We start from the raw sequence: 20,447 nt of genomic DNA, 5'->3' as shown, positions 1-20,447 counted from the left end.
TATTGTAGCATCTTTTTCGAAAAGCGAAATAATAATTTAGTAATTTCTGAAACTTTTTTAGTTAAGGAGTCACAAGCAGGAATTTGATATTCCTTGTTTTTCTGCAAAAAAAGGCAGAATTCTCTTTTTATAGATTACCTTTACGCCATGTACATTTGAAAAGGAAATAGGACAGGAAGTGAAGCAAGTAATTGAATAAAAGCAATACCCAGGCAGAGGCACTATCCCTTTGTTTTTTTTATTCCTACCTGTATTTCTAATAATGCTAAATCCGTCAATTGACATACCCTGCAGAGTTAAAATAGGGCTATACGAGTCAATGAAAAAGGTCGTTTAAAGCTAGTTATTAAACATATTACCTAGGAATTAATATCAAATTCAGGACCAAGGAATCATTTTTATGCTTCTCCTACATCCAACCGGCGCCTTCTATACTGGAAATAATTAGAAAGTATTAGACTTGGTATGTAACTAATTGATTTTACACTGATTAGGAATTATTTTAAAAATTTCCCAACTAAAACTTACTATTCATTTTTTGAATATTCAGATTTATTCTCCTAAATTTCGACAAACCTGTATCACACAAAAGGCTATGGTTTATTTAGCACCTATTTTGACATAGAGTGTGCGACGAGAGGAGGGCAGGAAATTAGACTAAAGGAAAATACTTAGGAGGTAGAGGGATGAAACGTAAAAAACGCCGATTATTATCCGTACTTCTATCCACAGCACTTGTTGTACCATTGCTGCTTCAGCCACAGATGCAGACAAATGCAGCAACAAAGGGAGTCAGTGTTTCTGCAAAGGAAGCAGTCCAGACTGCAAAACAAAAGGTAAACAAAAAGCTTTATACGCAATTTGAAGATCAGGATAAAGTAACGTTCCTGGTAAAAATGAAAGAGCAGGTGGATACGAAAGCTGTTGCTAAGGAGGCAGAGAAAAAAGCCAGCCTGGCTAAAGCAACACCGGCAAAAACCAAATCAATGAAGCGCTCGACGATTGTATCAGAATTAAAAACAACGGCACAAGAAACACAGATCAATGTAATGGAATTCCTCAGGGAGCAAGAAAAGAAGGGTACAGCTAAGGAGGTCCATTCCTACCATGTGGTGAATGCCATTGCGGTAACAGCCACAAAAGAAGTAATGGATAAAGTTGCTGCTTTTGCTGAGGTTGATAAAATCCTTCCAAATGAAACAAGGCAGCTGTTTGTTCCGGAAAAATCAGCTGTTGCTGTTCAGGACCCTGTTGCCAAAACCAATTCAATCGAATGGAATATCGACCGTGTAGGAGCACCAGCGGTCTGGGATATGGGAATCGATGGGAGCGGAATAACCGTAGCAACAATCGACACAGGGGTACAGTGGAATCACCCGGCATTGCAGGAGAAATACCGTGGCTATGACTCAGCCACCGGACAAGTATCCCATGCTGATCATTGGTTTGATGCCGTTCGTGGACAATCTGCACCATATGATGACCATGGGCATGGGACGCATGTTACCGGTACTATGGTAGGGTCCGAGCCTGATGGTGGAAACGTCGTTGGAGTTGCTCCAGGCGCCAAATGGATCGCTGTTAAAGCATTTACAGCTTCTGGCGGTACAGATGCTGACTTACTGGAAGCTGGTGAGTGGATCCTCGCTCCAAATGGAAATCCTGATTTAGCTCCTGACGTTGTCAATAATTCATGGGGCGGTGGACCGGGATTGGATGAATGGTATCGCCCAATGGTTCAAGCATGGAGAGCGGCTGAAATATTCCCTGAGTTCTCTGCCGGGAATACGACTTTCAGCAATCCTGGGGGACCTGGTTCTGTTGCGAACCCGGCCAATTATCCGGAATCAGTCGCAACAGGTGCGACAGACATCAATAATAATTTGGGAAGCTTTTCTCTCTTGGGCCCGTCTCCATATGGAGAAATCAAGCCTGAGCTGTCAGCACCTGGAGTGAATATCCGCTCATCAGTACCTGGAAGCGGTTATGAGGGCGGCTGGAATGGAACATCTATGGCCGGACCTCATGTCTCAGCTGCAATCGCATTATTGCTGCAGGCAAATTCAAGTTTGACTGTTGATGATCTGGAAGAGATTATTATGACGACAGCGCTGCCTTTAACAGACAATGCTTATCCAGAATCACCGAATAATGGCTATGGTTCTGGATTGTTGAATGTTTTTGATGCGGTTTCCTCGGTTGTTTCTGGTTTGGGGAAATTTAAAGGACAGGTTACAAAGGATGGAGACGACAGTGAAGCACCGGTGTTGGAGCATTCCCAACCTGCCACGGTTTTCGCAGGAATGCCACTGACTTTAGAGGCTTCAGCTGCCGACAACATCAGTGTAACAAATGTTGAAGTTGAATATCAATTGGAGGATGGAACCTGGTCATCTATTCCCGCTGCACGAACTGGCGGTGACTATAAAAATGGTACGTATCAGGCTGCTATTCCAGGTGAAGCGATATCCGGGAACGAATTTTCATACAAATGGAAGGCAGTGGACTTTGGCGGTAATGAAACGGTAAGTGAATTTACCGTGACCGTGCTGCCAGGAATCACTGTAGGCTATGAACAAAACTTTGAAAATGATGCTTCTGGCTGGACCTCTTATGGAGCCGCAAACAGCTGGGAGTGGGGCACTCCGACCAGTGGTCCTGGTTCAGCATTTTCAGGAGAGAAAGTCTATGGAACGGCTCTTGGCGGAACCTACCAAAACCGAGCGAACATGTCATTGCAAATGCCGCCGATCGATTTGCCGGAAGGCAGCAGTTACCTGCAATTCAAGCAATGGTATAACCTGGAGAGAAATTATGACTACGGCCATGTGTTTGTCTCCACTGATGCTGTTAACTGGGTGCAAAAACTGCGTGTAAACAATCTATCGAATGGCTGGATTGATGGTGAAGTAGACTTGAGTGAATATGCTGGCCAAAGAATTTATATCGCCTTTAACGTCACAACCGATGGCAGCGTAGTCAGGGATGGATGGTATTTGGATGATGTTTCTTTAACAAATACTCCGCTTGCCGCGCCAGCTAAGGCTGACACGACAGGAAACAAGGACGACGAGAAGGATAGCCTGAAAGAAAAGGTTGATCCAAACAAGATCCAAATGTCACTGCCTAAGCATCAAAAAGCTGAAAATTCAGCAAATCCAATGGCATTGCCTATGCAGGCTCAAGTGACGGTTATTGAATCAGGGCGTTCCGTAAAAACAAATCCTGCTAATGGAAGTTTCGAACTGACACATGCTGCCGGTACATTCACGGTGGTAGCAGAAGCTTATGGTTTCCGTCCACAGACTCAAACTGTAAACATTGCACAGGATGGAGAGACAACAGCCAACTTCAATTTAGAAGAGTTGCCAAAAGGAACAATAACCGGTTCCATCACGAATAAGGCAACTGGTGAGCCTGTAGCGGGTGCGACCGTTTACCTATTGGAGGATGCGAAGATAGCACCTGTTGAAACAGACGAGAATGGACAATATTCGCTGACTGCATATGAAGGTGAATACACGCTAAAAGTAATTGCTCCTCATTTTTACAGTCAGGAAGCGACTGTCACCCTTGATGGGGATGTTGAGCAAAACTTTGAAATTAAACCATTCATCGGTTACCCGGGTGAAATCGGTTATGATGACGGCAGTGCGGAAAATGCTCGGGCATTCTATGACGCGGGCAATGGCTGGGCCGTGAAGATGTCGTTGGCTGAGGGCAACAACAAAGCGCTGGTTACAGGCGGTCTATTCCGTTTCTGGGATACTGAGTGGCCGGTTCCGGGCGGCACAGCCTTCAAAGTGGAAGTATACGATGCCACAGGAACTGATGGATCTCCAGGCAAGAAGCTGGCAGGACCAATTGATGCCACTGCATTGAGAAACGGCGAGTGGACACATGTTGATTTGAGCAGCCATGGAATCGTAGTAGAAGGAGATTTCTACCTGGTATATATCCAGGCTGGCATCAACACAGCTTCACCTGGCCTGGCTACCGATGAAAACGGAAAGAATGCATTAAGAAGCTGGCAGTTAGTAGGTGGTGGCTGGTCACCTTCTCCAGAGGATGAAGGAAACTATATGATCCGTGCGGTAGTCGATTATGAGGTTACGACACCAAGTATCTCTTCACCTGTAGATGGATCTTTTACAAAGGAAAGTTCTGTAAAAGTAGAAGGATCGGCAGCGCCAACAACGACTGTCCATATCTATAATGATGGCGAAGAGATTGCAACCACAGCTGCAAGCGATAATGGTAAGTATGCAGTTGATATAGATCTAAATGAAGGCACGAATGTATTGACAGCCAAAGCATCGACAGAGCAGGGAATTACTGATGCATCAGAGCCAGCAACAGTGGTTTTTGACCCTAATGCACCTGAATTGTCGATTGCCTCCCCTGCAGATGGAAGCAAAATCAACAAAGAAACCGTTACGGTTACCGGCGCAATTACTGATGCCAATCTGGACACTGTTACAGTTAACGGAACTGCAGCGAAGGTGGAGAACGGAACCTATTCAGCCAGGGTAATGCTGGATGAAGGGAAAAACGAAATCAAAGTGGTTGCAGTGGATAAGGCAGGAAACGCAACTGAAAAATCTATAAAAGTAGATGTGAAATACACTGCACCTGTGATTTCAAATGTTAAACCGGAAGAAGATCAGACCTTGAAAAAAGGAGAAAGCGTAAAGGTCGAATTCACTAGTGAAGAAGACCTGGATGCGACGTTTGTCATTCATATGCCATTAACGAGCAATTCACTGACAATGAATGCAACAGAGCTTCCAATGCGTGAAGTATCTCCAGGAAATTACGCAGGCTACTATACAGCGACTAAAGATGTTGTGGCAGATGGCGCCATCATCGAAGTCAAAGCCGTTGACGCCTATGGCAATGAAACAAGAAAAACCGCAGAGGGAAAATTGTTCATCAATGTGAAGAAAAAGAGTAATAAATAGTAATTGTTTTAACAAGGAAGGGCCTTTCGCTTAATTGCGGTAAGGCTCTTTTTTTGAGGGGAAAACAACAGGAATTAAGAAGAGTTCATCTTAACTCAAAAGAGTCATATTAAAGAGGTAAGAAACGGTAAGACCCCTATATCATTCAATGGAAGGAGATGGTAATATACTAAATAAGGAGGGGTATTATGAAGTATATTCTCTTTGTTGTTCTCATTATAACAATAGTCTGGTTAATGAAGTTCTTATTAAGAAAAGCCTTCAATATCCAAAGATTAAAAGGAAGGTATTTTCCTATAATCATATAAATAAAACGCATCGAAATGCTGAATGAATTCTGCGAATTACGACTGTAATCACTTATCTGATTTTATTTTTTAAATTAATGTATCGAGATGTTTCGGTAAATCTTTTCCTTCTGGTCCTGACATTACTGATCACTGGGCAAAACTTTCTGCGCGCTTATTTTGAATGGAAAGCTTCAGACCATCCAAAAGAGGCCATTCTTTCCATAGCGGAAGGACTTGTTCTTATTGGAATCGTTCTCCTCGTTATCCAGTTTGAAGTATTGACTAGGCTGACCCAATAAATTATTTAGCATGAAGGCGGCATCATATAATTGTGTGGAGAGGAAGGACTTAAATGATTAAGAATAATAAATATTTAGCCATGGCCATCATCTTTTTCTTTATTTCGATTGCTCTTAATTTTCCATTCCCTCACGAATATCCTGTTGGTCAGGAATTTTCATCAGCATTTAATTTTCCAATCACCACTATGGACGGAGTGAACTATATTGGGGTCACAGGCCTCATTTTATTTATAATCAGCTTATTTTATCTCGTTAAATCGCTTGATCAATATCATGTGCGAATGGTTTTGATCGCGATATTTCTTGTTGTGTTCCTGCCGATGGAAATGGTGAAGGCATACCAGAACACCTTTGCTACTGGAATTTATGCCATCGAGTACGAAAGAGGGGAGAGCAATTTCACGTTCGAGATGAAAGACGAAACAACATTATACGCAATTTGTGTTCTCCCATTTGAGAACCACAGCAAAGAAACAGTACAATTCAACATCAAATTTTATGAAAAGTATTTGTTCGAAGATGACTATCCGATGCTATCTCTTTTAAATGAAGGAGGCCCATACAAGGTTACCCTCCATGGAAAAGAGAGCAAAGTGATAACAATCGAGACTCAAATTGATTTAGCTAAATTAGGAAGAGGCGGATTAAGTGGCCAAGGCTCAGGAATCAATTTGATGATTGTGGATGGCAAGAAAGTAAGGAAGCTATAGAGATTATTTTCTTATTAAATGAAAGGAGATTAAACATTTGACTGCTATCGCAAAAGGAAGTTTTACTGGTCTATTGGCAGGAAATCTCCTTGGTCTTTTTTTGAACTTAGTAGAGTCGGTTACTGGACTAAAGGTATACATATTGCTTCTGAATGTTGATTATATCCCTTTTTTAAAAGACATTAAAGTCTCTGAAATAATTGAGTTTTTACTACATTTGATAGTTTCGATGGTACTTGGTGTCCTTTTACATATCTATTTAATAAAAAAGGACTTCCCAATTAAACAGAAAGTTAGATTTGTTGTTAAGGTTTCCTTACTAATAGGACTTTTCCTATACCCCACAACCATGCTTTCTGACCGGACACCTGAGATCTCCAGTGCATATTCCTTCTTTTTCTGGATGGTTGGGCATGGTTTGTATGGTGTAGCGCTCGGAAAGCTGCTCATTTATGGGAAAGGGGTAAGAGGGTGAGGTTTAAAAGGACTTTAATTGTAATTATTGTGGTTTTACTTATTTATGGCATTAACAGATGGTATGATTATAGGGAAAAGAATCTGGCCGAAATCCTTGATGCCAATAAAGTGACTGCAGTCTATTTTAATATCAGGCCATTTGAAGAAGATAAAGCCTTCAACAGAAAAATTGTAAATGAAACGTCGATTAAAGTACTTACTGAATTTTTTAGTCTGTACACGGTAAAAAAAACGGGATCGAGAAACTTTCTATCTAAATATCCGGAAGAACAGTTTACGTTTCAATTGGAATATAGTGACCAGCGAATTACCGTTCCTAATTTAATTGAAAGGGATGTAGCCCTTATCGGAATGGATCAATATGATATCATTAATGAACCTATCGACTACAAATGGTTGGAGGATTATTTAGCTAAGCATGGACAAAAATTTTGATCTTTTTTTCAACATTTTCTCTAACTGGTAAACAAACATAATGGATATGCTATGAAAAATGAATCGTTCAGTCATCATCATTCCATTTTTAAAAGAATGTGGTGGTATTTTCATCAAAAGAAATGCCAGGAGGTTACGCTCCTGGCATTTGGTTTATTCTGTATTCTGATGGAAGGTGAACTTATTTTTGCCTGCCTTTTTGGAAGCATAGAGTGCTTCATCCGCATAACTGATGACAGTAAACGGATCAATATCATGCTCTGGCCAAACTGCTCCACCGATGCTGCATCCAACCATAAGCTCAGCATTCTCAAGATGATAGGGGGCGTTTATGCTATTGATTAGTTTGGTTGCAATATTAGCAAGTGAAAATTCCACTGATTCTGACGGTGTTTCAAGCACGACAAGGAACTCATCGCCGCCGAGCCTGAATATCTGATCGTCTTTACGCGTGCTATCTTTCAGTCTGCTTGCTACTTCTTTAAGGAGCAAATCACCGGTATGATGTCCGTGAGTATCATTGATTAATTTAAAACCGTCCAGATCCAGATATAAAAACGACAGTGACTGATCTGCCATTTTAACTTTATTCATAAACTGGTCTAATGCGACACGATTGCCTAAACCTGTTAAGAGATCCTGGTGGGCAAGGGTTTCCATCTTTCCTAAATTGGACTCTGTCCGGATTAATGAGTCAACGAGATCTCTGAGGGAACCGGATAGGAGTTCAAGGTCTTTGATTCCTTTTATATAAGGGATTACCGCTTCATTCCCTGTTCTAAGCCCATGGGCAGCTCTTGAAATTTTTCTTAAAGGATTCGAAATGAAACCGGCAAGAAGCCAGCCTATGAACGCAAAGATAACAGCCGTTATGGTACCAAGTTTGATAATGTATGATTTCAAGTGTTCAACAGGGGAAAATGCATGATCTGTGGGGATACGGACAATGACTTTCCAGCCAAGACCTGCATAATCATAATGGCCGTCTCCGACTGCAAACCCCGTCAGATACTCTTTACCATCAGGCCATTCTTCTACTAGCCAGTTGTTCTCACCCTTGGTCGCTTTTTGAACACTTTCTACATCTAGCAGGGTTCCTGTCATTCCTTCTGGCCCTAACAGTACCGTGCCGTCCAAACCGCTCACAACAAAAACTTCCGCTTCGCTTAATTCATCCTTTAAAGGTTTGATAATCGCTGCCTTTACTTGTTTCGACCATTCCCAGCTTAAATGTGCAGCCAACACACCGCTGAAATTCCCATTTTTATCGGTCAAAGGCTTGCTGATATCGACGAATTGCATTGGTTCTCCATTTGGATTGGGCAGCAGGTTAGCAAGGAGGACAGCATTATGGACATCGCCGATAAATGTTCCTTTTTTTCCTTCCTGGTAAACAGGCCGATTAGAAATATCAGTGCCAACGAGGATTTTGTCTGACGCTGCAACCACTCTCCCGGATGAGTCAGTCAATCCAATCCACGAAAATACATGAATGCTTGATTTTAATTGGTCCAATAATGCCTGGGCCGATTGGATGTCCTCCTGGGATTTGATATCATCAATCTTGCTCAGTACTTCGACCTCTCCGATTCGTGACCACATGAACGAATCTAGCTTATCAGCCATAAGATAGGCAGTAGTAGAAAGGCTGTTCCCAATCTCTCTTTTAATCGTTTCACCTGAATGCTTGCTGATCGTAATACTCAACAACATGGTAAGTGCAATGATGATCACACCAAAAAATAGAGCCATATAGGCTCGAAGGTTGATTTTCATTTAAATTGATCCCTTTCGCGCAAAAAAACTAAAGTCTCTACTTGGTTATTTCGACATGCTTTGCAAATTCTTTAGTAGAAAAAATTTCTATTTTGATCGCCATTTCGATAGAATTGCACCAATTCCAGCAAAAACCAAAGCAGCAAAAGTAAACTTAATGATTGAAATTTGTTCAAGTAAGGGAGTATGGGTCGAACGATCTGAGGAAAAAATGGACCACCAGATTGGTTCGGAATAAAGGCTTGATGCAATCAGCCAAAGCAGAAAGAATACAAGAAGCGAAAAGATATAATATTTCACAGATACACCTTCCTTACTATTGATCGCTCTCACGAATAATTTCCATATAGAAACGGATGGCATTCAGATAGTTTTCAATACTGATATGCTCATTCGTACCATGCATCCGGTTCAAATCTTCAGATGTCAATTGGACGGGAAGGAATCTGTAGGTGTTTTCGGAAATACTGTCATAATGTTTTGCATCAGAACCGGCAAACATCAGATAAGGTGCAATGACTGCGTCTTGGTAAACGTTGCGGGCGCCTTGCTGGATGGCCTTGAAGTGCCAGCTGTCAACAGAGGAAACACCCGAAGCTTCAGAACCTTGAATCGTCACTTTTATCTGGTCATCATCTATCGTCTTTTCAATATATTCTCTAACTTCGCCCAGTGAATCTCCTGGCATAAGACGGAGATTAATTACGGCTGAAGCTTTTTCAGGAAGGGCATTATATTGTTCTCCAGCCTGAAAAATCGTTGGCGCAATCGTTGTGCGGATCAAGGCTGCCGATGCCGGCTGCTGCAGAAGGATTCTTTCGATCACAGGCTCAAAAATGAGCTTATTTGCAAATACGTATTTCATTCCAAAGCCCATTTCTGGAGCGACGAATTCAAATAAGTCCTCGCCAGGACCCTGTAAGTCCGCAGGGAATTGAGTGTCTTCCAGCTTAGAAATAGCTCTTGCAATCCTGCCTATATTAGTACTGTTTTTCGGCTGGGAAGAATGGCCGCCACTGCCTTCAATTGTAAGTTCTGCTGTTGCTGAGCCTTTCTCGGAGATACCAACAACACCCACTGGTTTATCTACACCCGGGACCATGTTTTCGACGATGGCTCCGCCTTCATCCAGAACAAAGTCAAAGTTGATTCCTCTTTCATTCAAAATGCTGACAATCTTGCTGGCACCTTCATCTCCGCCAATTTCCTCATCGAATCCAAACATAAAATAGATGTCTCGCTCAGGCTGGTATCCTTCCGACAGCAAATGCTCGGCAGCTTGGAGAATGCCAATGACACCGATTTTGTCATCAAGTGTACCGCGACCCCATATCTTACCGTCGGCTTTGGTGCCGCTGAAAGGGGGATGCTCCCAGTTTTCCTCAGTACCTTTAAGAACGGGAACAACATCATAATGGCTAGTCAAACCGACAGGGGACTTTGCTGGGTTAGAACCCTTCCATATAAAAATAAGTGCGTAGTCATTCACTTTTTCCAATTCAAGATTTTGATAGACTTTGGGGAAGCTCTTATCCAAAAAAGAAAGAAAAGCGTCAAACTCACGCATATTCATCTTGCTTCGATCCTGATAAGAGATGGTCTGGAATTGAATAGCCTCTGACAGTGTTTCAATCGCGCTGTCTTCATTCAGGGAACCAGAGAATGAATCAGGTGCTGGCTGACGAGATTTCAAGGTGAGGGCAGTGGACATGGTGATGGCCCCGAATAATAGGAGCAGGACGCCAAATATCGTCAAGGTTAACTTCAGCTTTTTCATAGATAACTTGAACACCTCCAAATTTTCAAAAAAGCCTCCGGTTTCCCAGAGGCAGTTCGTTAGGCAATTTCAGGTGCATGAGATTGTTTTTCCGGTTCTGGTACGAACGCAAGAATGATCATCCCAATGACAAAGAGGATGACAAGGCTGAAAACGCCCATGCTCGAATTTCCTGTAAGCTGTGCTGTCAGACCGACCATAAGCGGCCCCATGATCGAAGCGAATTTTCCAAAGATATTATAGAAACCGAAGAATTCATTTGCATTTGCTTTCGGGACCAATTTGGCAAAATAGGACCGGCTCAGTGCCTGGATGCCACCCTGTGAGGTCGCAACCAGCATCGCCAGAATCCAGAAATCAGTCGTTGTTTCCAGGAAGTAGGCATAAATACAGACAAAGATATAAACAATGATACCTACATAAAGCATTTTCTTGCCGGTAAAACGTTCGGACAATTTTCCAAACAAAATCGCGAAAGGCCAGGCGACAACCTGCGTTGCGAAAAGAATGATTAATAGGTTAGTAGAACTGATGCCTAGATCGGTTCCATAGGCTGTAGACATCGTGATAATGGTTCCTACACCATCAATGTAAAAGAAATATGCTAATAAGAAAAGAAATAATGCCCTGTATTTGCGAATTTCCTTGAATGTTTTCCCTAAGCGTCTAAAGCTTTGCAGAACCAATTGTGGTTCACGCTCAATATAATGCTTTTGGTGGACATTTTTAAACATGGGTATCGAGAAAAGTCCCCACCAAAGCGCAGTGATGATGAAAGCAATCTGGCTTGCCAGTGTCATGGAAATCGGCAACACCTTGGTCTGTGCCAAAATAATGATAGCGATACTGATGATGAAGGGGATCGTACTACCGATATATCCCATCCCATACCCGCGCGCTGACACCCTATCCATCCGTTCATCGGTGGTAACATCTACGATAAATGCGTCATAAAATACATTTGATCCTGTCGATCCCAGTACTGCCAAGGTGTAAATCACCAGCAGCATCAGCCAATTTCCGCTTGGCACAAAAGCCAATCCAGCTGTAAATACAATTCCCAGAGTGAAGAATATCCGGAAGAATCGTTTCTTCATCCCTTTGTAATCTGCGATCGTCCCGAGAATCGGTCCTATCAAGGCGAGAATGAAGGTGGCGATGGCAATTGTATACCCAAGATAAGCCGTCGAATTCGACAGGCTCACACCAGCTTCGGTAGCAGAAGCCTTGTAAAAGAGCGGAAAAACAGCTGTCGAAATGATTATCGAATAAGCTGAGCTGGCCCAGTCATAGCGAATCCAGCTGCTCTCTTCCTTTGTGAAACCTTTCATCATTTTGCCCCCAATAATTTATATTTTTAAATTGCAGATACATTACAATTCGCTTCTGAAACTGGAATAACCTTCATTTCCAATCTTTAAATATCCAAAATCCCCTCGATTACGCGGCCGTCTGTATCACCAAGGTCCAATCCCAGCAAGCGGGCGAAAGTAGGGCCTTCGTCTACGAGATGCATAGAACGAACAGAAATTCCGGGGAGAATCCCTTTGCCTGCTGCAAAGAAAACAGTGTGATACCCGTCTTTATAAGGGGAGTAACCATGACAGGCAAGTGTGTATTTTTTGCTTTTAGCATCCTGTTCGCTGACTTCTTCAATGTAATCAACGTCGAAGTCCTCACTAAAATAGAAACCTCTGGCAGCTTCAAGCATCCTGAAGGCAGTTCCATCTGCGCCTAACATGTTCGCTTCCTGGCCTGTAATAATTTTTTCGATTCCATTCGATTGATCTTGAAGCAGCTGAGCTAAAAGCTCTGCAACTGTGTTTTTTGTTTGAATATTGTTCTCATCATTTACATAAACGTACGCCGATCCGTCACAGCTCTTACAGTAAGCTTTCCAATCTGTCACTTTGCCAGCACCATTCACCTTGATTAATCCCCGTTCTTTAAATAATACGTTCAATTTCACGACTTTAGACTCGTCAAGAGCACTGTGATCTCCCAGGAGGACAAAGGTGGTGTTTTCAAAAATACCGGCCTCCTTGGTAGCCTCAAGGATTTTACCCAATCTTAGATCATGTCGATGAAGAGCTTCCTGGGCTTCATTCGATGAAAAACCGTGCATATGCCGCTGGGAATCCAGGTCGACAAAGTGTATCAGTATCAAATCGGGCTTCTTCGTTTTTATTGTTTCAACAGTTGTTGCTAGTACGAAGTCATCAAGTTCTGGCTGGCTAAGCCCCTTTCGGATGTGGCCGAATTTAGAATTCATCTCCAACTGGTATCGCGGACTTCCGTTGAACAGGGAAACCGGAATCTGGTGGTGCCACGGCCTGTTTGAAAAAATTTCAGGCATATTGTAGTCTATGTCGGCTTTTGCCGTCACAGGCCAGAGCAAGGCAGCTGTTTTCATGCCGGCCTTTTTTGCCTCATCATAGAGGGTTGTCCCTCTTATGTGGTGACGATGCCAGTACCAGTCCGGAGAAATCCTTCCCGGCTGTATGAATGTATTGTTCACGATTCCATGGCGTTTAGGGAAATTCCCCGTCACAATCGTCGCATGGCATGGATAGGTCACAGAAGGATATATTGTCTCAACTTTTGTGCAATATGAACTTTTTTCAATGAATGCTTTGAAATTAGGCAGTTCCCTGAGCAATGGTACATCATGCTCAGAAAGACAATCGAATGAGATGACGATTAAATGGTCTGTCAGTTTGGTCATGGCAGCCTCCAAATGATGTTTATATTTTAAATATAGCAGAAGAATCTGGAAAAAAATCAGCTTTTCTGTGTTAGAAGGAATTTACTTGTCAACAAAGAAGTAATAAGTATCTGAAATTTTGGAGGAAAACAAAATGGACCTGGTCGATAAAGCTTTGCAGATTGCATCTATTGCTCACGAAGGCCAATACCGAAAAAACACAAAAATCCCTTATATTGCACATCCTGTTGCGGTTGGCATGATTCTGCAAGAAGCAGGTTATAGGAAGGAAATGGTTGCAGCTGGCATTCTGCATGATACAGTGGAAGATACCGAATTGACATTGGAGGATATTGAAAGAGAATTCGGAAAGGAAATAGCCCAGCTGGTAGAAGGCTGTTCAGAACCAGACAAATCCCTGTCCTGGGAAGAACGAAAACAACACACGATCGATTATTTAAAAAATGCTCCTGAGGAGGTCAGGGTGGTCGCTTGTGCAGACAAGCTTCACAATCTCCGATCAATCCGGCTTGATGCCGAAATCTCCGGAGAACAAGTGTGGAACAGGTTCCGACGAGGCAAGCAGCATCAGGAATGGTATTACAGGAATGTGATAAATAGTCTGGGATTTGTCACAGAATTCCCTTTACTTGAAGAATTGCGAAACGAAGTTTACTTGTTATTTGATAATGAAGAAGGCTGATTTTTCGGCAATAGTAGAGGCTTGTCCCAAAAATCCTTGATGGAACAATTCCAACCAAAGATAGAGGAGTAATAATGATGGAAACAATCCTAATTTTAAAAGAAGGATTCTCGAATAAATTTTGGAAAATCAAAGTGGCTGGAAAAAGTCATACGGTGACTTACGGAAAGATCGGTACTGTTGGAGCGGTAAAAGTAAAGACATTCGAAACGGAAGAAGCCTGCCAGAAAAATGCAGACAGGCTGGTCCGATCGAAAATGAAAAAGGGCTATGTACCGGCAAATCCTTCTGATCAATTGATGAAGGAAAGCACGATGACAGACCACTTATTCTGGGAAATAATAAAGATCGCTAAACAAAAAGGAGAAGACGCTGATGAGCAGATAGAGTGGCTTATCAACCATTTATCGAAGAAGCCTGTCAAAGAAATTGTGATGTTCGATTACTATTTCAATCAGAATTACATGAAGTCCTATACCTCCGCCCTGTGGGCTACAGCCTATATTATCATGGGAGGAGCTTCGGATGATTCTTTTGACTATTTTAGGGCCTGGCTGCTCTACCAGGGGAAGGATACATACGAAACTGTCATCCATGATCCGGAAAAAATCATTCCTCATTTAAAAGTGCTTGAAGATGATGAAGATGTTCCCCAACTGGAGGACTTGCTGAGTGTTGCAAGTATAGCTTATGAAGAAAAAACGGGCTTAGACTATGACGATTACTATGAATTATATGAAAAAATAACCGAAGATCAAAACCGCATGCCGGACATTGAATTTGACTGGGATGAAGATGATGAAGAAGGATTGAAAAAGAAGTTTCCTGCATTATGGGCGAGGTATGGGGAAAGTCCATTGGAATATTAAAATGTTTTTTTATAGGAGAGATAATCGATGAAATCACCAATTTTCAATAAAGTAAACAATGTATTCGTCCATGTAAGCAATCTTCAGGAGTCCTCGGAGTGGTATTACAATCTGCTGGGAATTCCATTTGATCCTGAGAAGGTGGAATCACCGGTACATAATATTCCCGTTACTTCAGAAACCGGATTGACTCTGGATGATCACACTTTTGATCCTGGCTTTCAGTTAAAGCCATCTGAGCATGCTTTGTTTAACATGCTGGTGGATGACGTGGATGAAGCTTATGAATTTGTCGTTTCAAAAGGGTTTCCTGTTATAAAAGAAATAGAGCGTATCGGCGATTTCGCATATTTCAACTTCAAAGACCCGGATGGCAATGTCCTGATGATCTGTAATTCTTAAGAGGAAATGAATTATCTCTATTACCATTATTCACCTTGGTTCACCTCTTAAACTTATGGGTAAAGATAGTTAATCCATTTAAGGGGTGAGAAAAATGACGAAACTGAAACTGTCAAAAGAAGAACTATTGGACCAAATCCAGAATAGTGATGGCAACTTAAAAATTTCGTCCATCTCCTCAACGGAAGAAGGGGAAGAACTGATCGCCCTGGCCAAACATTTGGAACTTGAAGGTAAAATCGTGCTTCTGGAATATTGTTTGGATAAAAAGCCATTGTCTGTTTCCATTAAAACTAAAAACCCGGATTAAATGTATAGAATTAAAAGGCGGACTACTGAAAAGGTAGTTCGTCTTTTTTTGGTCATTGGCACGTAGGAATATGCGGTGGAAACGCTTTCTTTCGAAAATTCTCAAAATTACGATTGACTGAATATTATATCTATATTATTATCGTCCTAATAGTTTTTTCTTTCGTAAGACGAAGCGTTGAAGTGAAAAAGAAATTGGAGGGAAATTATCATGTCTCAATTATTAGCATTGGTTATTGTAGTATTCATCTTACTAGTCGGCGATTTGGTTGCTGTCAGGACAAAGGCATGGATTCCGTCCATGTTCGTATCGGCCGTCTTGTTTCTGATTGGATACTGGACATTTTTTCCGAAAGAGATTGTCGCCCTGGCTGGAGTGCCTTCCGCAGTGGCGGTGATGATGATGTATTTGTTAATCACGAATATGGGCACCTTGCTTTCGATCCGCGAGTTGAAGAATCAGTGGAAAACGATTGTGATCGCCCTGTCAGGAATTTTGGGGATCGCCGCCGTACTCTTGAGTGTGGGTACGCTGATCTTCGGATTCCAGACGATGGTTGTGGCTGTACCACCTTTAGTTGGCGGAGTGGTTTCCGCTTTGATCATGTCTGAAGGAGCCAAAGAAGCAGGCCTTGCGTCATTATCTGTATTCGCCATCGTCATTTATGTCATGCAAGGATTCGCTGGTTATCCATTGACTTCACTAGTGTTGAAAAAAGAAGGCAAGCGACTTTTGAAGCAATATCGTGAGGGAGGCCTTGCATCCACTGAAGTGGCCGCAACTGCTGAAGTGGCACCTCCAACGGAGCTGAAGCTTTTTAGAAGATTGCCAGAAAAATATAACACCGAATTTTTTAAGTTTTTCAGACTTTCACTGGTCGCATATTTGGCTTACTTAACATCCACACTTTTGGCGCCGGTCGTCTCAGTCAGCCCGTTTGTCCTGGCACTGTTATTTGGTGTAATCGCAACAAGTGTTGGTTTCTTAGAAAAGCAGGTTCTGCAAAAGGCAAATGGCTTTGGTATCGCAATCCTTGTTTTGATGCTATTCATTTTCGATGGACTGAAGCAGGCAACACCAGGAATGCTGCTTGAAATTCTGGTCCCGCTGATCGGTGCTATCGTCCTTGGGGTCGCCGGAATGTATATCTTCTCATTTGTTGCCGGCAAGATCTTAAAAGTAAGCAAAGAGATGGCTTTTGCCGTATCCCTTACTGCACTTTATGGATTCCCGGCTGATTATATCATCACGAATGAAGTCATCAAATCACTGACAGAAGATGAAAAAGAAAGAGAAGCACTCACGAGTCACATGCTGCCACCAATGCTTGTTGGCGGATTCGTGACCGTCACAATCGTATCGGTTGTGCTTGCAGGCATCTTCGTCGGATTCTTGTAAGAAATAGGAGGTAATTAGATTGCGAGAATTAAAGGAACGGATTGAAGAGCATATTGAACAAATCAGTCAGTACACTGCAACCCCTGGCAGAGGAACGACAAGACTGACATACAGCCAGGAGGATTTGAAATCCCGCAACTATTTAAAGGAGAAGATGAAAGAGTATGGTCTTCAGGTGCGTGAGGATGGATTCGGCAATATATTCGGGAAACTGGAAGGACTGATTGCTGACGGACCTAGTGTGATGATTGGTTCCCATTTTGATTCTGTGCCTCACGGCGGTTCCTATGACGGACCCGCCGGAGTCGTGGCAGCGCTGGAAGTAGCAGCTCTTTTTGCTAAAAACGGCTTGAAACCCAAGTATCCCTTGGAAGTCGTCGCATTGGTGGAAGAAGAAGGTACGAGATTTGGCGGAGGCCTGATGGGGTCCCGTGGTATGGTTGGTCTTCTTGATGAAGAAGAATTTAAGTTGTTAAAGGACCAGAATGGAATCTCAACTGTTGAAGCCATGACCGATATTGGACTAGATCCATCACTGCCAAAGAAACGGGACCCAAAAACAATGAAAGCCTTTCTGGAATTACATATCGAACAAGGACCTATTTTAGAAGAAAAAGAGATTCCTATTGGCGTAGTGGAGGCCATCGTCGGCCTGACACAATTGGAGGTAACCGTAAAAGGGCAGGCAGGCCATGCAGGAACAACGCCGATGGATCGCCGGGCTGATGCACTGGTAACGGCGAGCAAAATAATCAGCCAGCTGCCAGGGCTCGCAAATGAAGAAGGAGAAGGCACAGTCATCACGGTTGGCCGTTTGAATGTCTATCCGAACGGTGCCAATGTCATCCCGGATCAAGTTGTATTTTCTGTGGACATTCGTTCTGGAAAGGAAGAGAATGTCCTGAACGTGATCGAAAAAACAAATAATCTTATTGCTTCCTTTACTGGAAATGGAATCGAAACCTCGGTGGAGCAGCTTTTGTATACCCAGCCGAAAGAATTACATCCGGAAGTCCGCTCTCTTTTAAAAGAGAGAAGCAGTGAGCTAGGTATTCAGTATTGTTCGATCAACAGCGGCGCAGGCCACGATGCAATGGTGCTATCCGATTTTACGGATGTTGGAATGCTGTTTATTCCAAGCAGGAACGGGCTCAGCCACTGTCCGGAAGAGTGGTCTGATTCAGAAGACATCGCAACGGCCGTAAAGATTTTTTACGAAACAGCAAAGACTTTAACGGAGGCGGAATGATGATTAATCAAAAATTAAAGGAAGCTTTTCATGAATATAAAGAAGAACTAACCGATTTGCGCAGGAAGCTGCACAACGAGCCGGAGCTTTCCTGGGAAGAATACAAAACAACTGATTTTGTCTGCGCCTATCTTGATGAACTGAACATTTCCTATCGCAGGACAGAACCTACAGGTGTGATTGCTGAAATCAAGGGCGGGAAGCCTGGAAAAACAGTCGCCTTGAGAGGGGATATGGATGCCCTTTCAGTCGAAGAATTGAATAAGGACTTGTCCTACGCTTCATGTGAAGAAGGGAAAATGCACGCATGCGGCCATGATGCCCATACGGCAATGTTGATGATTGCAGCAAAAGCACTGAATGAGATCAAGGAAGACCTTCCTGGCAATGTCCGCTTATTATTCCAGCCGGCGGAAGAAGTCGCCCAGGGTGCTAAGGCTCTCGTTGAACAAGGAGCAGTGGAAGGTGTCGACAACGTCTTCGGCATCCATATATGGTCGCAAATGCCGACCCATAAGGTCAGCTGCACACCAGGTCCATCCTTCGCTTCGGCGGATTTGTTCAAAGTTACATTTAAGGGAAAAGGCGGACACGGAGCGATGCCGCAAGCTTGCATTGATACTGCCATCGTCGCCTCATCGTTTGTGATGAATGTGCAATCAGTGGTGTCCAGAACGATCGATCCCCAGCAGGGAGCTGTGTTGACTGTCGGAAAAATGGTCGTCGGCACCCGTTTTAATGTCATCGCCGAGAATGCCGTGATTGAGGGAACTGTACGCTGCTTTGACCCGGCTATACGTGACCACATTGAGGCGCAGCTCAGCCATTACGCAGAAAACGTCGCAGCGGTATATGGCGCTGACGCACATGTAGAATATACTCGAGGTACGCAGGCGGTCATCAATGACGAGAGTAGCGCGCTGCTAGTACAGCAGGTGGCTGCAGAAGCATTCGGTGATGACGTCATTTTTCATGAAAAACCAACCATGGGCGGCGAAGATTTCAGCTTTTATCTTGACGAGGTGCCAGGCAGCTTTGCCCTTGTAGGCAGCGGCAATCCCGAAAAAGATACAGAGTGGGCCCACCATCATGGCAAATTCAACATCGATGAAGATGCTTTGAGTACCGGCGCAGAACTCTACGCTCAGTATGCATGGGCTTATTTGAATAAAAACTAATAAAAGTGGAGAACCCTATGGGCTCTCCACTTTTGCTAGTTACCTCTTTTTCTTTTTACCAGGATCCGCAGCCACGGTTGGTTTCTGCTTGGATTCAAGTGCCAGGTGCACATGGTAGGTTTTCTCATTAACAGCCAGAACGCTTGTAACCTTTCCTTTGCGCCCCTTGATCCTCAGATCCTCCCCAACAGAAGGAACCTGCTGGCGGAGCTGATTCAAAAGCTCATTTCTGTTTTCGAAAAAATGGACAACAAACATAGCAAATCACCTATTTTCCATAGTATTAGTTTTCCTATCACTAACATATTGGCGGGATGCTAGGTTTAGAACTGATTGGTAGGAGGAATTTTAGTAGGATTGAATTGTTGTGCAGCAGGGAAGAATTTAGTTTGAGGTAGGAGTTCGGACTGGTTTTGAGGTTGGAAGGGAAAGTTGTCTAAAGTAGGCGGAAGTTTGGACAGGTTTTGAGGTTAGAAGGGAAAAGCTGTCAAAATAAAAGTGTAATCTTGACATGTTGAGGGCCCACAACTGAAAAGCTGTCAAAATAAAGGTGTATTCTTGACATGTTGAGGGCCTACTACTGAAAAGCTGTCAAAATAAAGGTGTATTCTTGACAGGTTAATGGCCCACAACTGAAAACTTGTCAAAATAAAGGTGTATTCTTGACAGGTTAATGGCCCACAACTGAAAAGCTGTCAAAATAAAGGCGTATTCTTGACAGGTTGAGGGCCTATATCTGAAAAGCTGTCAAAATAAATGCCTATTCTTGACAGGTTAAGGGCCCACAACTGAAAAGCTGTCAAAATAAAGGCGTATTCTTGACAGGTTAAGGGCCCACAACTGAAAACTTGTCAAAATAAAGGTGTATTCTTGACAGGTTAAGGGCCCACAACTGAAAAGCTGTCA

General features: G+C 42.9%; 17 protein-coding genes. 12 read left to right on the top strand and 5 right to left on the bottom strand.

Annotated elements, in window-relative coordinates; translation table 11 throughout:
* Positions 1–686: 686 nt before the first annotated feature.
* From FS736_RS06555 to FS736_RS06535, 5 genes are all read left to right on the top strand, one after another.
* Complete coding sequence (locus FS736_RS06555; protein ID WP_144475589.1) at positions 687–4,961, top strand: S8 family serine peptidase; 4,275 nt, start codon at positions 687–689, stop codon at positions 4,959–4,961.
* Positions 4,962–5,295: 334 nt separating this feature from the next.
* Entirely contained in the window at positions 5,296–5,550 is a 255-nt protein-coding gene (locus tag FS736_RS25450) for a DUF4181 domain-containing protein (RefSeq protein WP_395883508.1), read from the top strand.
* A 53-nt stretch (positions 5,551–5,603) separates the two neighbouring features.
* Positions 5,604–6,263, top strand: a complete 660-nt coding sequence (locus tag FS736_RS06545; protein ID WP_144475587.1) for a hypothetical protein — start codon at positions 5,604–5,606, stop codon at positions 6,261–6,263.
* Between the two features lie 37 nt (positions 6,264–6,300).
* Positions 6,301–6,738: a hypothetical protein gene (locus tag FS736_RS06540; protein ID WP_260983545.1), complete on the top strand. Its 438-nt coding sequence runs from the start codon at positions 6,301–6,303 to the stop codon at positions 6,736–6,738.
* A complete protein-coding gene (locus FS736_RS06535; protein ID WP_144475585.1) occupies positions 6,735–7,175 on the top strand; it encodes a hypothetical protein in 441 nt (146 codons plus the stop codon). The genes FS736_RS06540 and FS736_RS06535 overlap by 4 nt, the downstream gene beginning before the upstream one ends.
* A gap of 153 nt (positions 7,176–7,328) precedes the next feature.
* Here FS736_RS06535 and FS736_RS06530 read toward each other — a convergent pair whose 3' ends face one another.
* From FS736_RS06530 to FS736_RS06510, 4 genes are all read right to left on the bottom strand, one after another.
* On the bottom strand, positions 7,329–8,951 hold the full coding sequence (locus tag FS736_RS06530; protein ID WP_144475584.1) for a sensor domain-containing diguanylate cyclase: 1,623 nt from the start codon (positions 8,949–8,951) through the stop codon (positions 7,329–7,331).
* A gap of 316 nt (positions 8,952–9,267) precedes the next feature.
* Positions 9,268–10,728: a M20 family peptidase gene (locus tag FS736_RS06520; protein WP_144475582.1), complete on the bottom strand. Its 1,461-nt coding sequence runs from the start codon at positions 10,726–10,728 to the stop codon at positions 9,268–9,270.
* 59 nt (positions 10,729–10,787) lie between these two features.
* Positions 10,788–12,062, bottom strand: a complete 1,275-nt coding sequence (locus tag FS736_RS06515; protein WP_251541308.1) for an MFS transporter — start codon at positions 12,060–12,062, stop codon at positions 10,788–10,790.
* 83 nt (positions 12,063–12,145) lie between these two features.
* On the bottom strand, positions 12,146–13,453 hold the full coding sequence (locus FS736_RS06510; protein ID WP_144475581.1) for an alkaline phosphatase family protein: 1,308 nt from the start codon (positions 13,451–13,453) through the stop codon (positions 12,146–12,148).
* Between the two features lie 133 nt (positions 13,454–13,586).
* On the opposite strand from FS736_RS06510, the gene FS736_RS06505 reads away from it, so the two are divergent.
* The 7 genes from FS736_RS06505 to FS736_RS06475 all read left to right on the top strand — a co-directional run bounded on the left by FS736_RS06505 (position 13,587) and on the right by FS736_RS06475 (position 19,541).
* Positions 13,587–14,135 (top strand): HD domain-containing protein, encoded by a 549-nt coding sequence (locus tag FS736_RS06505; protein WP_144475580.1) that lies wholly within the window; start codon positions 13,587–13,589, stop codon positions 14,133–14,135.
* Positions 14,136–14,212: 77 nt separating this feature from the next.
* The gene (locus tag FS736_RS06500) at positions 14,213–15,004 is read left to right on the top strand and encodes a DUF4240 domain-containing protein (protein WP_144476052.1); all 792 of its coding nucleotides are present in this window, start codon (positions 14,213–14,215) and stop codon (positions 15,002–15,004) included.
* 27 nt (positions 15,005–15,031) lie between these two features.
* Positions 15,032–15,406 carry a VOC family protein gene (locus FS736_RS06495; RefSeq protein WP_144475579.1) on the top strand — a complete coding sequence of 125 codons (375 nt, stop codon included), beginning with the start codon at positions 15,032–15,034 and terminating at the stop codon, positions 15,404–15,406.
* Positions 15,407–15,500: 94 nt separating this feature from the next.
* Positions 15,501–15,716: a hypothetical protein gene (locus tag FS736_RS06490; RefSeq protein WP_144475578.1), complete on the top strand. Its 216-nt coding sequence runs from the start codon at positions 15,501–15,503 to the stop codon at positions 15,714–15,716.
* Positions 15,717–15,926: 210 nt separating this feature from the next.
* Positions 15,927–17,114, top strand: coding sequence for a hypothetical protein (locus tag FS736_RS06485; protein WP_144475577.1), 1,188 nt, complete (start codon positions 15,927–15,929; stop codon positions 17,112–17,114).
* Positions 17,115–17,133: 19 nt separating this feature from the next.
* The gene (locus FS736_RS06480; RefSeq protein ID WP_144475576.1) at positions 17,134–18,363 is read left to right on the top strand and encodes a Zn-dependent hydrolase; all 1,230 of its coding nucleotides are present in this window, start codon (positions 17,134–17,136) and stop codon (positions 18,361–18,363) included.
* Positions 18,363–19,541 carry an amidohydrolase gene (locus FS736_RS06475; protein ID WP_144476051.1) on the top strand — a complete coding sequence of 393 codons (1,179 nt, stop codon included), beginning with the start codon at positions 18,363–18,365 and terminating at the stop codon, positions 19,539–19,541. The genes FS736_RS06480 and FS736_RS06475 overlap by 1 nt, the downstream gene beginning before the upstream one ends.
* Positions 19,542–19,580: 39 nt before the next feature.
* On the opposite strand, the gene FS736_RS06470 is transcribed toward FS736_RS06475, so the two are convergent.
* Positions 19,581–19,799 (bottom strand): hypothetical protein, encoded by a 219-nt coding sequence (locus tag FS736_RS06470; protein WP_144475575.1) that lies wholly within the window; start codon positions 19,797–19,799, stop codon positions 19,581–19,583.
* Between the last annotated feature and the right edge of the window lie 648 nt (positions 19,800–20,447).

The organism is Cytobacillus oceanisediminis 2691 (assembly GCF_007678455.1).
Taxonomy (GTDB): Bacteria; Bacillota; Bacilli; order Bacillales; family Cytobacillaceae; genus Mesobacillus; species Mesobacillus oceanisediminis_A.
Note: the sequence above shows the minus strand (reverse complement) of the source record. Positions and strands in the feature narration are given on the sequence as shown.

Bases quoted from the DNA above. Each gene is read 5' to 3' on its own strand.
- FS736_RS06555 (WP_144475589.1), top strand. From the start codon at position 687: ATGAAACGTAAAAAACGCCGATTATTATCCGTACTTCTATCCACAGCA.
- FS736_RS06545 (WP_144475587.1), top strand. From the start codon at position 5,604: ATGATTAAGAATAATAAATATTTAGCCATGGCCATCATCTTTTTCTTT.
- FS736_RS06530 (WP_144475584.1), bottom strand. From the start codon at position 8,951: ATGAAAATCAACCTTCGAGCCTATATGGCTCTATTTTTTGGTGTGATC.
- FS736_RS06520 (WP_144475582.1), bottom strand. From the start codon at position 10,728: ATGAAAAAGCTGAAGTTAACCTTGACGATATTTGGCGTCCTGCTCCTA.
- FS736_RS06515 (WP_251541308.1), bottom strand. From the start codon at position 12,062: ATGATGAAAGGTTTCACAAAGGAAGAGAGCAGCTGGATTCGCTATGAC.
- FS736_RS06510 (WP_144475581.1), bottom strand. From the start codon at position 13,453: ATGACCAAACTGACAGACCATTTAATCGTCATCTCATTCGATTGTCTT.
- FS736_RS06505 (WP_144475580.1), top strand. From the start codon at position 13,587: ATGGACCTGGTCGATAAAGCTTTGCAGATTGCATCTATTGCTCACGAA.
- FS736_RS06500 (WP_144476052.1), top strand. From the start codon at position 14,213: ATGGAAACAATCCTAATTTTAAAAGAAGGATTCTCGAATAAATTTTGG.
- FS736_RS06495 (WP_144475579.1), top strand. From the start codon at position 15,032: ATGAAATCACCAATTTTCAATAAAGTAAACAATGTATTCGTCCATGTA.
- FS736_RS06490 (WP_144475578.1), top strand. From the start codon at position 15,501: ATGACGAAACTGAAACTGTCAAAAGAAGAACTATTGGACCAAATCCAG.
- FS736_RS06485 (WP_144475577.1), top strand. From the start codon at position 15,927: ATGTCTCAATTATTAGCATTGGTTATTGTAGTATTCATCTTACTAGTC.
- FS736_RS06475 (WP_144476051.1), top strand. From the start codon at position 18,363: ATGATTAATCAAAAATTAAAGGAAGCTTTTCATGAATATAAAGAAGAA.
- FS736_RS06470 (WP_144475575.1), bottom strand. From the start codon at position 19,799: ATGTTTGTTGTCCATTTTTTCGAAAACAGAAATGAGCTTTTGAATCAG.